This is a genomic window from Anaeromassilibacillus sp. 1001302B_160321_C8 (assembly GCF_015554745.1).
In the GTDB taxonomy this organism is placed as follows: domain Bacteria; phylum Bacillota; class Clostridia; order Oscillospirales; family Acutalibacteraceae; genus Anaeromassilibacillus; species Anaeromassilibacillus stercoravium.
Window position 1 is genome coordinate 114,252 of record NZ_JADNJD010000004.1, and the last position, 15,065, is coordinate 129,316.

Genomic DNA, 15,065 nt, shown 5'->3' on the forward strand with positions numbered 1-15,065 from the left:
TTTGACGGATGAGGGGTACACCTGCATAAAAGCGGGTACAAAGCGAACGATAATAAAATGATCAAAGCAAAATTTATTTATAGTAAGGAGTCTTGCAAAATGAAAAAATATGTTTGCACTGCATGTGGTTATGTATATGACCCCGCTGTTGGCGATCCGGACAGCGGCATCCAACCCGGCACTGCTTTTGAGGATATCCCGGAGGATTGGGTATGCCCCCTCTGTGGTGTAGGAAAGGATATGTTTGAACCCCAGGACTAACGGTAGCTGGAGGAAGCGAACCAAAGAGCGATGCATTTTGCCTGCCCATAAGTGTGGCGAAAGGGACAAAAGAAGCTTTGGACTGCGTTGGAAGGAGTGTTTTCTCCTTCCGGCGGGACGAAGCTTCCACTCCCTGTTCTAGCGACCGTGTGGGTGGGCTTCTCTATGTTTCATCTGGAAAGGAATGGTAACAATGAGCGCAATTAAGTTGAAAGAAAATCTTTATTCTGTTGGTGTTTTAAATCCGTCGCTGCGTGTGTTTGACATTGTAATGGAAGCGCGCTATGGCACAAGCTACAACGCGTATCTGATCACAGGCGAGAAGAACGTCCTGGTGGAGACCGTTGAAGCTAATTTCTTTGACGAATATCTGGACAACATCCAGAGTGTTGTAGACATCTCGAAAATTGACTATCTGATCATGAACCACACCGAGCCGGATCACTCTGGTTCTGTGGCAAAGCTTTTGGAAAAGAACCCGAATATCACGGTTGTCTGCACGACCGCTGCTCAGAAATACCTGCGCGCGATCGCAAACCACGACTTCCCCTGCATTGTAGCCAAACACGGAGATAAACTGGACATCGGTGGCCAAGAGCTGGAATTCATTGTTGCGCCGCTGCTGCATTGGCCGGATTCCATGTTCACTTGGATGCCGCAGCAGAAGGTTCTGTTCACCTGCGACTTCCTCGGCGCACATTTCTGCGAGCCCACCATGCTGGACAGCAATATCCACTATCCGGAGCAGTATCTCGGCGAAGTGAACTACTACTATGCCTGCATTTTTGGGCCGTTTAAGCCCTATGTGCTCGCCGGCCTGGACAAGATCAAGGATCTGCCGGTCGAAATGGTCTGCCCCAGCCACGGTCCCTGCCTGGTGGAGGGCATCTCCCGCATCCAGGGCCTCTACCGCGAGTGGAGCACGCCCGCTGCGCCGTCTGGAAAGAAGGTTGTTGGAATCCTCCACGCTTCGGCATACGGCTGCACCACCAAGCTGGCACAGGCTGCTTATGATGAACTCAAAAAGAACCCCGATCTGGATGTCCGCCTGATGAACGTTGTGTTCACGCCTTTGTCGGAGGCAGCCGCACTGGCCAATGAAGCGGACGCCTTGCTGGTCGGTTCCTGCACCATCAACCGCGATGCTCCGAAGGTGGTTTGGGACGTTCTGGCCTCTGTGGACGCCATCAATACCAAACAAAAGCCCGTCGGCGCATTTGGTTCCTATGGCTGGAGCGGCGAAGCGGTTCCGATGATCAAGTCCCGCATGGAACACCTCAAATTCAAGTTTATTGGCGATGGCTTGCGGGTTTGCTTTATGCCCACCGAAGAGGACTTCGACGCGATGCGCGCATATGCAAAAGAAGTCGTTTCCAATCTGAAGTAATCCGTACTTTATAAATCTGTATACATGGAGAAACGGGCAAATGCACGGCTGCATTCGCCCGTTTCTTAATTAAAATGAACAGAGCGGCGTCCATGTCCTTTTCGACATCGGCGCCGCTTTCTGTTTGATTCATAACCGGAATATTCCTTCCCCGCCTCCTTTACTGATCGCGATGCACAGCCGTTTACACATTTGCCTGCCCGCTCTCAAAAAGATTGTTGATCGCCGGGGCATCCACTTTTGTGGACACCATCAGTTCCCCGCTTCCATTACGCAAATATACCTGATTTTGCTGTAGCCAAATCTGAATATTCTGTGTCTCTCCATTTTCTTGGGGCTGGAGGCGCACTTCATAATCGGAATTTGCGGGTAGGAATGGGGGTTCTTTCGCCGGTTGAGCCGACCCGAGCATTTGATCGAGCATATTCAAAGGGGCTTCCGCGGTCAACGTCGTCAGAGGGGCTGCTGCTCCGCCGCGATACACCACTGCGGAGGGTTCCTGTTCTCCACATCCACACAGTACCGCAACACAAAACAGCGTTATAAAAGCCATCGCCATCCATTTTTTCATCTGTCGCCGTCCCCGCTGCTCATGCCCGGGGCGTTCCTCCCTTCCATTAATCATTTGTTTTCACGGGCTCCACCAAAACCGCCAAGTTCTGATCCCGTAAAAGTAGAATCCTAAGTAACTTAGAAGCCTCTATCTGTAATACACATGATACAGAGCTTTTCTTTCAAAAAACCAGAAAAAATTCTTACAAATTCCTGTCAGCTTTCTTCTGCGGTCCAACCTTGTTCCTCCAGGAGCTGTACCACCGCAAGATCTTTTTGGTTCTCCGTAAGGGTATACGGGCTGATAGACACCTGGATTTTTCCCGTATAATCCCCCACCAAATTCTTAAGCTTGCTGCCTTCCGCCGGTTGGAACAGCCCGTTCTCATCTCCGCATCGTAGATATAGGCAGGCTACCCGCCCGCTGAAATCCTCGCGGTTCGTAATATCAAGATCCAAGGTGTCCTGGCGCAAAGCTTCGAGGAGCGCCTGCTTCTGTGCGTCGTTCAAACGATATGTCTTTGCGGCCATGTCGGATTGCTCATCATAGTTTTCGATCTCAATTTGGCTGATATCACCCGGTTCCAGATAGAACAACAGGTTTCCACTCGTCTTATACTCCTCCGAATTCACAATGTCCGAACTGAGCTGTTGCAGACGCTGCGAATTCTCTTCGGCATTTGGCGTATTGAATGGGCTCCACTGGTACTCCCTTTGGAAAGTGCTCCCATCCTTCAAGTGGTATACGATTTGATACTGTATCCCGCCGCCCTGGCTCATGCGGAACGGGAACCCCGCCTGCTTTTGGAATTCGACCACAGACCGGTGGAACTCTAAAACTTTTTCCACATTTTCCACCTGACAGATCTCAGGCTTCACAGAAGCAAGATTTTCATATTGCTCTCCCTGTATGTCGAAATGGTCGGAACCGAATTCCTGATAGTACGTATTGTCTTCAAAGGAAACGCTTTCAATGTCCTCTATGGCAGGAATACGGTCGACATATCCAAACGCGCCGGTGGCCACCACGCCATAAAAGACAATGAACGCTCCCAAAAATACAGCATACCCTGCAAAGCTCCGTTTCATACGGGAGAACCCACGGGAATAGATCGCCTCCACCACGACATGCGCTGCAAGGGAACCCAACAGCAGTCCGATCAGGAAGTTGGCCGTGCTGGAATTGTACCAAAACAGGATAAAACCCAGCCCGAAACCACCTACCGCTGTAATCAGGAAACGGATCAAGCCCTTGGGTATCTGGAATGCAAAGGTATTCTCCGCAGACTCGCTTTTCCGCCTTCTATATAAATAGACGCTTGAGAGGAGCAAAAAGACGGCCAAAATGGCCCACCAAACAAAAAAAGTTGGAACATCCGATGCGTGGAGGAAAATACCGACGAAGGGGGCCAAGGCCACCAACAGCGTATTGTCCAGATTCACCGTCATGTTGAACCCCGGAAGCAGGCAGCTGACCAAATACACGGAGGAATAAACCAGGATAGGGTATGCGATATTGACGCCAATCACGGAAAGGACCATATCGAGCGTGGTGCCCGTACAGACGGCCATCAACACACAGAACAAAAAGGCAGCCGCCAGAACCAGCATCAGGCCGAGCATCTGCACGAACAGATCGCCGATCTGCCCTCCCTTATTTTCTATGTTAAAGCATAGGGCGATCAAAGACGCAATTCCCACATTGAGCGCCAAAGGGATATACAGCGCGGTCAACCCGGCAAGGATGCGCCCCAGAAGCATCGCCGACCGGCGAACTGGAAGCGAATGGAACAGGTCTACGCTCCGCTTCATGTGCATATAGCGGAACAGCTGGACAGCGAACAGAAGGGTAAACAGGGCGCATAATGTGGGAACGCTCAGGGTCATTGCAAATCCCGTCATGTCCCCAAACACGCTCGCATATTGTGCGGAAACCCCATATACCTCGAGTGTCATCGGATCCATGCGGATGTTTGCGTTGGCCAAGCCAAATAATAACAAGACCGGAAAAGCTAGAAACAGCAATGCTGCGAATAGAGCCATCATTCCCCGGTTGCGCTTTAACGACCAGAGATATGTCTCGCGCAACTCGCGCTTCCAACTAGTTGAGGATGTTTTCAATATCATAGCCTGCCACCTCCATTTCACTGATAAATACCTCTTCCAATGTAAGCGGCAACACTTCCGCAAACACGGGATGCAGGGCGTTGATCTGCTCCAGAATGTCTTCCTTCGTCCCGCGTGCGACAAAGCTCACCAGGGAACCGCGCACCTCGGTCTTTAGGATGTCAAGCCCCTGGAAGGCCTCTGGGCCTGGAAGTGGCTGGAAGACGGCCTGCACCTTATTGATTCCCAGTTTCAGTTCATCCAGCTCGCGCTCAAAGAGTACACCTCCCTTGTGGAACAGCCCCACATGGTCGCAGAAATCCTCCAACTCCCGCAGGTTGTGCGAGGCAATCACCACGGTCATCCCGCGGTCGGCCACTTCGCTGCCGACAATCCGCTTCAAAAGCTGGCGCATCACCGGGTCTAGGCCATCGAAGATTTCATCCATTAATAGCAACTCTGGCTGCGCCGCAATTGCACAGATCAGCGCCGCCTGGCGCTGCATGCCCTTCGACATATTGCCAATCCGCATCTTCCGGTCCAGCGGGAACATCGCACAGCAGGCTTCATAGCGCTCCCGGCTCCAGGTGGGGTACAAACGGCTATAAAATGCCGCCATGCTGTCCAGAGATGCCTGCGGGAAAAAATACGGATAGTCCGGGATGAAGAAAATCCGGGACTTCACCCCAGGGTTTTCAAACGGGGCCTCCCCGTCCAGCGTAACGCTGCCCCCATCCGGCTGATAGATTCCGGCCAACGTCCGCAGAAAAGTCGATTTTCCAGCGCCGTTGCTTCCTACCAGCCCAAAAATGGAGCCGGATTGGATCTGGAACGAAATCTGATCGAGCGCAGTGAGTATGCCAAAGCGCTTCGTCAATTGATTGGCTTCAATCATGTCCGTCACTCCCCTCTTGTTGATTCACAGCAGGACGTCCGCCCTCATAAACCTCTTTTACACAGTTTTGTGCTTCTTCCAGGGAAAGGCCGCAGTCCAAGGCCCGCCCCGCCGCATCCCGCAGCTTTTCAACGGCCTGTTCCCTTTGCTGGGAAAGCGCATTGGCGGCTTCTGCAATAAACGATCCCTTTCCCGGGACGGAATAGATGATCCCATCGCGTTCCAAAAGCTGGTAGGCCTTCTGCACCGTGTTGGGATTTACCCCCAGCTCCTGGGCCAGCGCACGTACAGAGGGGATTTGCTCATTTTTTGCAAGTGCGCCGAGCGCGGCCATCCGCGTTATGTTTTGATACAGCTGCTCATAAATCGGGAGCCGGCTCCGATAGTCCAGCGAAAACAGCACATCGTTCACCGTCCTTTCTGTATTATGTGTATTAATACAGTATAACTATAACATACAAACATTCCCCTGTCAATCACATGGGAACCAGGTTGGAAGGAGCTTGGCTTTGCGCAGCGCCTGCATGAGCAACAGCAGGCACACCAAATATACAAGCAGCAGGAAGCTATTGGCCGCCAAAGCAAAATACAGCGTTGCCAACATAGCCAAAGGATGAATCTGTGTGGAAGCTGCCAGGAGTTTCGGCTCCACAATTTGCCGCACCCCACTCACAACCAGCCAGCCCGCCACCAAAAAAATCCCCTTCAGCGGGCTTCCCTGTGCAAAAAACAGGAGTGCCAACGGCAAATAGACCGCTCCCGGCCCCAATACCGGCAATAAGTCCGCAAATCCTGCAACAATGCTGAGCACTAATGGATAAGGCGCCCCAGTGGCAAAGAAGATGCATAACGTCTCCAAAAACGTGAGACAATACAACAACAGGTAAGAGGTCAAATACTGGCCGCCAATGTGCGCCCCATGTCGGGATGCCTCGCGGAGAATTCCCTTTCCCCGCGCAGAGAGCAGGTTGGACAAACGCTTCCGAATTTTTTCCATGTCTTTTGAAAAAAAATAGGTGGACACCACCATTACCAAGAACATCGCAAGCACCGCTGGAAGCGAGGTCAAAAAGCCCAATGCTGCCGTCAAAGCACTGGTGAGCACAGAGGCAGCGGCCTGTGCAAGGTTGAGCAATTGCCGCTGATTCTCCTGGATAAAATCCTGATCAATATGGTTGAGGAACTCCCCCGCCTGTAGGAAAAGGCGGTTCAAAGGCTCTGTCAGACGGCCAAGGTCCGCATCCCGGATGGTGTGGAGCAAATTGTTGATTTCCCCCACCAGCCACATGCCCAATAGGAACAGCGCGCCGATCAGCAGCACATACAAAGCCGCTGTGGTCACCGCGGCGGCACATCCTTCGGAGAGGGGCAACTTCTGTTTCAGGAAGCGGACAACTGGTTGTAAGAACCAAGCTAAAGCGAATCCTGCCAAGAAGGGAAATGTATACCGCAATGTGGCTGTGAACAACCAGAAAATCCCTGTATATGCCAGAAAAAAGACGGCATATGCTCTTCCTTTTGCTAGAAAATTCCGATCTAACATGGAAGTCCCCCCATTTCCTCTTCAAATATATGGGGGAAGGATGTATTTCTATTACGCGCAAATAGGCGCAAAAAGAGCGCCCCGCGAGCGGAAAGTGCCGTAGTTGGGTACAGCCCTACTCATCCGGCCGTTTTCCTCCACGGGAGGAACGGCGCGCCATGAGCTTTCCTTTCGCGGGACGCTCGTTGTTTTCATTCTTATTTTTCTCTTCCCAGCAGCCAATCCACAGATACATTTAGGATGTTCGCTAGGGCTGAAAGCTCATAATCCGTTACATAACGGATCTGCCCTTCCAGCTTGGACAATCCGGACGCGTTCATATCGACTCCGTTCACCTGAAGCTGAGCCAACAGCTCTTTCTGCTTCATCCCCTGGCTTTTCCGGGCCATTTCGACACGCGCCCCAACAAGATTGCGGGTCCCCAATGCTTGCTTGCGTAATCTCACCTTACATTCACTCCCTACATGCATGAATTTTTTACCAATATCACCAACAAAACGATGTGAATTTTGGATAAAGCGATTCATTGAACAACTAAACCCACACAAATCCACTCGATATTTCTATTATAGTATCTATTTGTAGAAAACGCAACAAAAATATTACATATTTTTAGCTTCTTCGGCATATTTTTTGCTTCCAATTTCTGGCCAACAAGAGAAGAAAAACATATTTGTGCTTTTGCTCGAACCTTGCTATAATAATCCTATCCGTTAAACGCCGGAATCACATCCGTGCGTGCTGTTTTACCAACCGGGACAAAACGCCCTTGCGAAAGGCAAACCAGCTCGGGACTTTATTTGTGGAGATGTTACCATGACAAATCAGAAAAAGCCCTCGCGAAATCTCACAATGCTGACCGATTTCTATGAAATCACCATGTCCAATGGCTATTTTTCCAATGGCTACCGGGACACCGTTGTATATTTTGACATGTTTTTCCGACATATCCCAGACGATGGCGGCTTTGCTATCATGGCCGGCGTACAACAGTTGATTGACTATATTAAAGACCTGGAGTTTACGGACGACGACATCGCCTATCTGGAATCCACGCACATGTTCCAGAAGGAATTCTTGGAGTACCTGCGGAATTTCCAGTTCGCCTGCGACGTTTGGGCGATCCCGGAAGGCACCCCTATTTTCCCCGGCGAGCCGATTGTCACCGTGCGCGGCCCGGTGATCCAGGCACAGCTGATCGAAACCATGCTGTTGCTCACCATCAACCATCAGAGTATGATCGCCACGAAAGCAAACCGGATTGTCCGCGCCGCACAAGGCCGCGCCGTCATGGAATTCGGGTCCCGCCGCGCACAGGGAGCCGACGGCGCCATCTACGGTGCGCGGGCCGCTTACATTGGGGGTTGCTGCGGCACCGCCTGCACCATTTGCGCCCCGGATTTCGGCGTCCCTGCCCTGGGCACCATGGCCCACAGCTGGGTCCAGCTGTTTGACAGCGAATTGGACGCCTTCCGCGCATATGCCCGCGAATACCCCTCCAATTGTACCCTGTTGGTGGATACCTTCAATGTCCTGAAATCCGGCGTGCCAAACGCCATCAAGGTGTTTCAGGAAGAGCTGCTCCCGCGTGGTTACCGTCCCGCCGGCATCCGGATCGACAGCGGCGACATCACGTATCTGTCCCGTAAAGCCCGTAAAATGCTGGACGAGGCGGGGTTCCCCGATTGCAAAATCTGCGCCTCCAATTCCCTTGATGAATACATTATACGCGACATGCTGATGCAAGGTGCGAAAGTTGACAGTTTCGGCGTCGGCGAGCGCCTGATCACCTCCGGTTCCGAACCGGTTTTCGGCGGCGTTTATAAGCTGGCCGGCGTCGAGGACGCCAATGGCAACATTATCCCCAAGATCAAGATCAGCGAAAACGTTGCAAAGATCACCACGCCGTGCTTCAAGGGGCTGTGGCGTTTGTTTGACCGCGACACTGGCAAGGCGATTGCCGACGTCGTAACGCTACACGACGAAGTCATCGACGATTCCCAGCCGTACGAAATTTTTGACCCGGAGCACATCTGGAAGCGCAAAATGGTCACCAATTTCCGCGCCGTGAAGCTGCGCAAAAAGATCTTCGAACACGGCCAGTGCATCGCCGAGGAGCGCACGCTGGAAGAGATCAAACGTTACTGTGCCGAACAGGTGGACACCCTCTGGGAGGAAGTCACCCGCTTTGAAAACCCGCATCAATATTATGTTGACCTATCTCCGGCGCTCTGGGACATTAAAAACCGCATGATTGAAGAGAACACTGCGTTAAGCCAGCGCTGACGGATTTCTGGTTGACATCTGAGGGAAAATCAGCTAGAATAATGCCTGCGAGCAGGCTGAACAGCTGCGGGTGATACCCGAAAGGGTCCACCCGAGGAAAGTCCGAGCTCCAAAGGGCAAGAATAACGGCTAACGGCCGCCGGGGGCGACCCTAGGGAAAGTGCAACAGAGATATACCGCCGCTTTTGCGGCAAGGGTGGAAAGGCGAGGTAAGAGCTCACCAGCGCGCAGGAGACTGCGCGGCTCTGCAAACCCTATTCGGAGCAACACCGTGGAGGGACATATGCGCCGGCCCGGCGCGTCCTGTGGAGGTGGCATCGAGCTGGCGCGGCAACGCCCAGCCAAGATAGATGGCTGTTCACGACAGAACTCGGCTTACAGGCCTGGTCGCACTTTAAAATTTGTGGAGGCAAAAAATGTCTCCTAGCATAAAAAATCCCCGCTGTCTTTTTGACAGCGGGGATTTTTGTTTGCAACTTATGAAAACCATTTTACAGATTCGTATGCGAACGCAGTTCGATTTTTAATTTTTCTGGCTTACCGGACGCTGAACAACAGATCTCCATAGGTGGGATACGGCCAATATTTCTCTCCAACGTTGCATTCGATCTCATCCGCAATGGCACGCGTCTTTTCCATCTGCATCAGCACCGGGTTACGGTAATATTTTGCGCACTGTTCGACATCCTGCATATCCTCTGCCCCGGCAACCGCTGCTTCCAGCGCCTCCATCTCTTTATAGAGGTCTGCGGTCAATTGGGAGAGCTTCTTGAGCAGGGTTTCCTCCAGCTCGCAGGAAATGTCCGCACAAAGCTGCTTCTTATTGATCGCTTCTTTGCTGATATCTTTCATATACGCGCAGGCGGCCGGGAGAATATCCTTTTTAATCATATCCACCATGGTGAGCGCCTCGATATGGATCTGTTTGCAGTAGTTCTCCAATTGGATCTCACAGCGCGAAACAATCTCCGTCCCAGAAAGCACCCCGTATTTTTCAAACAGTTCAATATTCTCGGGATGCTTATAATAGGGCAATGCATCCGCTGCCGATTCCAAATTCAAAAGGCCGCGCCGTTTGGCCTCTTCCACCCACTCTGGCGCATAGTTGTTCCCATTAAACACGATGCGCTTGTGATCACGGTAGGAATGGCGGATAATGTGATTTAGTTCCTTGTTAAAATCCTCCGCCTTTTCCAACCGGTCGGCATAACGGCACAAGGTGTCCGCCACAATCGTATTTAAAATCATATTGGGGCACGCAATCGAAACCGTGGAGCCTAACATACGGAATTCAAATTTATTGCCCGTAAACGCAAACGGGGATGTCCGGTTGCGGTCCGTCGCATCCTTCGGAAACTTCGGCAGTACGTCGACGCCAATGTTCATTTCCGCCGCATCTTTTTGGTCGTATTCGCTCTTGTTTTCAATGGACTCCAAAATTCCAGTCAGTTCATCCCCTAGGAATACAGAGATAATCGCCGGAGGCGCTTCGCTGGAACCGAGGCGGTGGTCATTGCCCGCGCTCGCAACGGACAAACGCAGCAGGTCCTGGTGTTTGTCAACCGCTTCCAAGATCGCCGTCAGGAACAACAAGAACTGGGCGTTTTCTTCCGGGGATTCTCCCGGCTCCAATAAGTTGATGCCCGTATCCGTGCAGATGCTCCAGTTGTTGTGTTTGCCGCTTCCATTGACGCCTGCAAACGGCTTTTCGTGCAGCAGGCAGTACAGCCCGTGCTTGGAGGCGACCTTCTTCATAATTTCCATGGTCAGCTGGTTGCCGTCCGTGGCGACGTTTCCCGTGGTAAAGATCGGCGCCAATTCGTGCTGGGCCGGCGCCGCCTCATTATGTTTAGTCTTCGCCAAAATGCCCAGCTTCCACAATTCTTCATCCAGATCCTTCATATAGGCGGACACGCGGGGCTTGATCACACCGAAGTAGTGATCCTCCAGTTCCTGGCCCTTCGGCGGCTTTGCGCCAAACAGGGTACGGCCGGTATAGACCAGATCCTTGCGCTTTTTATACATCGCCTCATCGATCAGGAAATACTCCTGTTCCGGCCCGACCGTGGTATTGACGCGATTGGCCGGTGTCCCAAACAGATGTAGAATGCGCATCACCTGCTTATTCAGTGCATCCATGGAGCGCAAAAGTGGTGTCTTTTTATCCAGCGCCTCGCCCCCATACGAGCAGAAAGCGGTCGGGATGCAGAGCGTGCCGTCCTTGATAAATGCATCAGAGGTTGGGTCCCACGCCGTATAGCCGCGTGCCTCAAAGGTTGCACGCAGGCCGCCGGAGGGAAAACTGGAAGCATCCGGCTCTCCCTTGATGAGCTCTTTGCCCGAAAATTCCATGATGACTTTGCCGTTTTCCACCGGATAGATGAAACTGTCGTGCTTTTCCGCAGTGATTCCGGTCATCGGCTGGAACCAGTGCGTAAAATGGGTCACGCCCTTTTCAACAGCCCATTCTTTCATCGCGTTGGCGACAATGTTTGCTACCTGCGGGTCAAGGGGTTCCCCCTGTTCCCGGGTCCGTTTCAGGGCCTTATACGTATCCTTCGGCAGCCTCTCCTTCATAACGCTCTCATTGAACACCATGCTGCCAAAAATTTCCGGGATCTTCCGAATGCTCATCAAAAGTCACTCCCTATTTTATTTCAAGCGATTCTACCAGCGCCTGCAAATGGACATGCAAGGAATCACAGGCGCGCCCTCTGTATAACAACAAAAAGCGCCGCAGGGCGATCCCCACAGCGCCTTCGCTATAGCTTTTTCATTATAGCCTAACCTTCGCCAAATGTCAACTGCTACTGGCAAAATTTGCGGGAGCTTTTGGCTTCCGTTCCAACAGTACTTTTTGATTTGTGCCAGTATTCCCCCAGCGAAAACTGCCCTGAAGAAACGCAATCTTCAGGGCAGTTGATAAACATTGGATTTCTTCGATTTATGTAGCGCTGCGGAGCCCTGCCGCCACTAGATTGGCATTGTGCTGCTCCAGTGTTTCTGCAAAATAGGAATTTCCCGCCGCAGAATGGCAGAAGTAATAATAATTGGTGCTAGCTGGGTTCAAAGCTGCCTGGATGGATTCAACGCTTGGGCTGCAAATTGGTCCAGCCGGCAATCCCGTGATGTTATAGGTGTTATAGGTGCTTTGGAAACCAGGCAACTGACTGGGTACATTGCCCTGCGCCCGGTATGGATAATACATGGTGGAATCCGCCTGCAAGCGATAGACATTGACCGTATTGCCGGATTTCAAACGGTTGACAAACACAGAGACAACGTTGGCGCGGTCCGTTGCGGTGCTTTCGCGCTGCACAATAGAAGCCAGGGTCATCACCTGCTCCTTTGTGAGGCCGGCCGCATTCTGCCAATTGATATTGGCCGTCTTTGTTTGATAATTGTTCAACATCGTCTTCAGGACACTCTGGACATTCTGTCCCTTCCAGAAGTTGTATGTATCCGGATAGAGATATCCTTCCAACTTATAATACCGGCTGTCCGCGTTCGGGATGGATGCAATAAACGAATAGCTGTCAAACGCATTGCTGTTTGCCGCATCAAAGACGTCCTTCATGCTACACACGCCCGCGCGTTCCAACGCCTGTGCGGTTTCCCGCAGGGTAGAACCCTCTGGGATCCGCACGTCGATGGTGCCGGTCTCATCCCCTACTTTCACGGACATCATATTTTCCACATTGGCATAGCGCAGATAGATGGTCGCCAAACCATCCTTCAAACCGCTGATTTCATACAGATACCGGCCGCCGGCTTTCTTCACATACTTTCCAACCGCGACGTCCGGATTGGAGGATACCGCGTCCGGAGGCGTGCCACGGTCCGGCGTGACCGTCACCGCCAGATAATACTTCTGTGCGGTTGTATTCAGTTCGCAGCTGGCTGTATCCAAACGGATCACAGGGGTGGACGCGGAAACGGACACCGCCGCCTGTGCCGTCACTGGCACGTTTGCTACGACAGCCCCGCCCAAGCAACATGCACATAAGGCCAGCGCCACGCAGCGCTTGGCAAACCTTTTTAGAACATTCATTCAAACACTCCCTTTACCATCGTCCAATTGTTTCCTCTTTTCAGTATAATCACCCGTACAAGTTCCTGCAAGCCTTCGCCTGGAAACAAATTGTGAATTTTACGTTTTTTTGCCCTCAATACCCAATGCCCGTCCTACCACATTTGTTAGGCAGCCGAACAGAATATTTGCATAATAGGTCACTAAGCGCCACAGAAGGATGGCTGGAATGATCGTTGCACCGAAAAAGGGCCCGAAAAACAGGTAAAAGCTTCCTTCCGCTCCGCCAGAGGAACCCGGCAATGGGACAAAAGCAGACACCATGGTTACAAAGGTCTGCGCTGCTAACATTGTGAATACCGTTGCATCTGGGTTCAGAGGCAAATTAAAGCATCGATAGATAAAATAAGGGATCAAACCCGCCAATGTGATTTGGACGATTGTAAAAAAGATCGTTTTCACATAGACTTTGACAGATGTCCCCATGATTTTTGCACTATCATGGAACATCTTCATCTGCCCGTGGATCTTCTTATATACGGCGACGGGATGGCGGCACAAACGGAACCGGTACAGATTCCGCAATAAAAACCGCAGGAAGCGGTCGGTCGATTTTTCGCTCAACATAAACAGCGTGACGCCAAGAATAAAGACGCCGTTTGTCACCAGGCCGATCACCGTGACAAAAGAAAAATTGCTGATTTTCCTTTGAAAATATCCCAGACGGAAAATCACCATCACCATGGCATAGACCACCATAAGCGCTTGATATACCAACGTTTTCATTGCGACAATGGAGCCGGCTTTTCCTGTATCCATCCCCATCTTACTCATGGAGTACATCTGCATCGGCTGCCCGCCTGTAGCAAAAGGCGTCAAGGCACTATAGAGCAGGCCGGTCATCGCAATGTGGAACGACTGTGAAAATTTCCACTTAGGGTATAAATGTTTACAAAAGACCCCCAACACATAGGTTTCCAACAGCCAGCCGCCAACCATCGCTCCCAGCGTAATCAGGAGCCATTCCCAGCGCATGCTGGAAACAAGATGTCCCAGTGCGGTAATACCGTCCGTTGTAAATAGGAAATAGAGCAGAACCCCCATCGAAATCACGATGGTGATGATCGCCACCAGATTTTTTTTCAAGACTCTTACAATTTTGTCCCCCATGGGATCGTCCTCCATTTTGAAACGCCTACAACCGGGCGCCGTTTATGCCCCCTAGGGCAAGTCCTTCTTATTCTATAACAGTTTTCAAAAATATACAAGTGAAAAGTGTCCAGTGGAAGAGCACCCGCTCCCGTCTCCCTGCATAGTATGCACATGGATAAGCTCCACACTCCCACGCCTTCTTACGCGGGATGCGATATCTTGATGCGAAAGGAGAGTTACTATGGCGAATGATATGAATGAACAGATGTGTGATCTCGCACAGCCAACGCCACTGCCTGCGGTAACCGTGCCAGCCATGGCTTACGTCCCATATCAACAGTTCAGCAACATCTATACCCCCGAACAGGGTTTTGACAACGGCACCATTTTCCCAGAACTGAATAAGCCGTTCTATGGAAGGAGGGGAGAACCCAGATGAACGAACAAGAAATGTTGATGCGCAAAATTTCTTCGCTGCGATTCTCCATGTGGGAACTGCACCTGTTCCTGGACTCCCATCCAAACAACTGCGACGCCGCCCGGAAATTGGAGGAGGCCCGCAAAAAAGCGGATGAACTCACAAAACAATACGAAGCTACCTATGGCCCTCTGCACGAAACCAGCTCCAATACCAGCCGCTGGGCTTGGATCACCGGACCCTGGCCATGGGAAACAGGAATGGAGGATGATGAATAATGTGGGTCTATGAGAAGCGACTGCAATATCCCGTTAAAATCAAAAATCCCAATCCTGCACTTGCAAAAATCATCATCACACAATACGGTGGACCAAATCGCTTTTTGCGATGCATGATTGCCGCTTTTGGGGAAAACTATCCCCGGAGGTGAATGAA

The 15,065-nt window shown here is 51.5% G+C and carries 15 protein-coding genes and 1 other RNA gene; 7 read left to right on the forward strand and 9 right to left on the reverse strand.

Annotation, left to right across the window (positions count from 1 at the left end):
- Window positions 1-99: 99 nt before the first annotated feature.
- Both rd and I2E77_RS04400 read left to right on the forward strand, forming a co-directional pair.
- Window positions 100-261: a rubredoxin gene (rd, locus tag I2E77_RS04395; RefSeq protein ID WP_087230914.1), complete on the forward strand. Its 162-nt coding sequence runs from the start codon at window positions 100-102 to the stop codon at window positions 259-261.
- 193 nt (window positions 262-454) lie between these two features.
- Window positions 455-1,648 carry an FprA family A-type flavoprotein gene (locus tag I2E77_RS04400; protein WP_087230911.1) on the forward strand — a complete coding sequence of 398 codons (1,194 nt, stop codon included), beginning with the start codon at window positions 455-457 and terminating at the stop codon, window positions 1,646-1,648.
- Window positions 1,649-1,832: 184 nt separating this feature from the next.
- On the opposite strand, the gene I2E77_RS04405 is transcribed toward I2E77_RS04400, so the two are convergent.
- The 6 genes from I2E77_RS04405 to I2E77_RS04430 form a co-directional block, all read right to left on the reverse strand.
- Window positions 1,833-2,219 carry a hypothetical protein gene (locus I2E77_RS04405; protein ID WP_087230908.1) on the reverse strand — a complete coding sequence of 129 codons (387 nt, stop codon included), beginning with the start codon at window positions 2,217-2,219 and terminating at the stop codon, window positions 1,833-1,835.
- A 197-nt stretch (window positions 2,220-2,416) separates the two neighbouring features.
- Window positions 2,417-4,156, reverse strand: a complete 1,740-nt coding sequence (locus I2E77_RS04410; RefSeq protein WP_195450684.1) for a hypothetical protein — start codon at window positions 4,154-4,156, stop codon at window positions 2,417-2,419.
- Window positions 4,157-4,301: 145 nt separating this feature from the next.
- A complete protein-coding gene (locus tag I2E77_RS04415) occupies window positions 4,302-5,201 on the reverse strand; it encodes an ABC transporter ATP-binding protein (protein WP_087230903.1) in 900 nt (299 codons plus the stop codon).
- Window positions 5,194-5,604, reverse strand: a complete 411-nt coding sequence (locus I2E77_RS04420) for a GntR family transcriptional regulator (protein WP_237966423.1) — start codon at window positions 5,602-5,604, stop codon at window positions 5,194-5,196. Before I2E77_RS04420 ends, I2E77_RS04415 begins: the two co-directional genes overlap by 8 nt.
- A gap of 69 nt (window positions 5,605-5,673) precedes the next feature.
- Window positions 5,674-6,744 (reverse strand): AI-2E family transporter, encoded by a 1,071-nt coding sequence (locus tag I2E77_RS04425; protein ID WP_195450685.1) that lies wholly within the window; start codon window positions 6,742-6,744, stop codon window positions 5,674-5,676.
- A gap of 197 nt (window positions 6,745-6,941) precedes the next feature.
- Window positions 6,942-7,271 carry a helix-turn-helix domain-containing protein gene (locus I2E77_RS04430; RefSeq protein WP_242969625.1) on the reverse strand — a complete coding sequence of 110 codons (330 nt, stop codon included), beginning with the start codon at window positions 7,269-7,271 and terminating at the stop codon, window positions 6,942-6,944.
- Between the two features lie 289 nt (window positions 7,272-7,560).
- On the opposite strand from I2E77_RS04430, the gene I2E77_RS04435 reads away from it, so the two are divergent.
- Window positions 7,561-9,030 (forward strand): nicotinate phosphoribosyltransferase, encoded by a 1,470-nt coding sequence (locus I2E77_RS04435; RefSeq protein WP_237966421.1) that lies wholly within the window; start codon window positions 7,561-7,563, stop codon window positions 9,028-9,030.
- 48 nt (window positions 9,031-9,078) lie between these two features.
- Window positions 9,079-9,424: RNase P RNA component class A (gene rnpB, locus I2E77_RS04440), an RNA gene on the forward strand.
- A gap of 143 nt (window positions 9,425-9,567) precedes the next feature.
- On the opposite strand, the gene I2E77_RS04445 is transcribed toward rnpB, so the two are convergent.
- The 3 genes from I2E77_RS04445 to I2E77_RS04455 form a co-directional block, all read right to left on the reverse strand.
- Window positions 9,568-11,658: a glutamine synthetase III family protein gene (locus I2E77_RS04445; protein ID WP_191362634.1), complete on the reverse strand. Its 2,091-nt coding sequence runs from the start codon at window positions 11,656-11,658 to the stop codon at window positions 9,568-9,570.
- A 316-nt stretch (window positions 11,659-11,974) separates the two neighbouring features.
- Window positions 11,975-13,081 (reverse strand): endolytic transglycosylase MltG, encoded by a 1,107-nt coding sequence (gene mltG, locus I2E77_RS04450; RefSeq protein ID WP_191520992.1) that lies wholly within the window; start codon window positions 13,079-13,081, stop codon window positions 11,975-11,977.
- Between the two features lie 99 nt (window positions 13,082-13,180).
- A complete protein-coding gene (locus I2E77_RS04455) occupies window positions 13,181-14,230 on the reverse strand; it encodes a lysylphosphatidylglycerol synthase transmembrane domain-containing protein (RefSeq protein WP_191362606.1) in 1,050 nt (349 codons plus the stop codon).
- Window positions 14,231-14,453: 223 nt separating this feature from the next.
- On the opposite strand from I2E77_RS04455, the gene I2E77_RS04460 reads away from it, so the two are divergent.
- From I2E77_RS04460 to I2E77_RS14250, 3 genes are read left to right on the forward strand one after another with little or no spacing between them, the layout of a single operon-like run.
- A complete protein-coding gene (locus I2E77_RS04460; protein WP_237966420.1) occupies window positions 14,454-14,651 on the forward strand; it encodes a spore coat associated protein CotJA in 198 nt (65 codons plus the stop codon).
- Window positions 14,648-14,908 carry a spore coat protein CotJB gene (locus tag I2E77_RS04465; protein ID WP_191362607.1) on the forward strand — a complete coding sequence of 87 codons (261 nt, stop codon included), beginning with the start codon at window positions 14,648-14,650 and terminating at the stop codon, window positions 14,906-14,908. Before I2E77_RS04460 ends, I2E77_RS04465 begins: the two co-directional genes overlap by 4 nt.
- Entirely contained in the window at window positions 14,908-15,060 is a 153-nt protein-coding gene (locus I2E77_RS14250) for a manganese catalase family protein (protein WP_087230885.1), read from the forward strand. Before I2E77_RS04465 ends, I2E77_RS14250 begins: the two co-directional genes overlap by 1 nt.
- The last annotated feature ends 5 nt before the right edge of the window (window positions 15,061-15,065 follow it).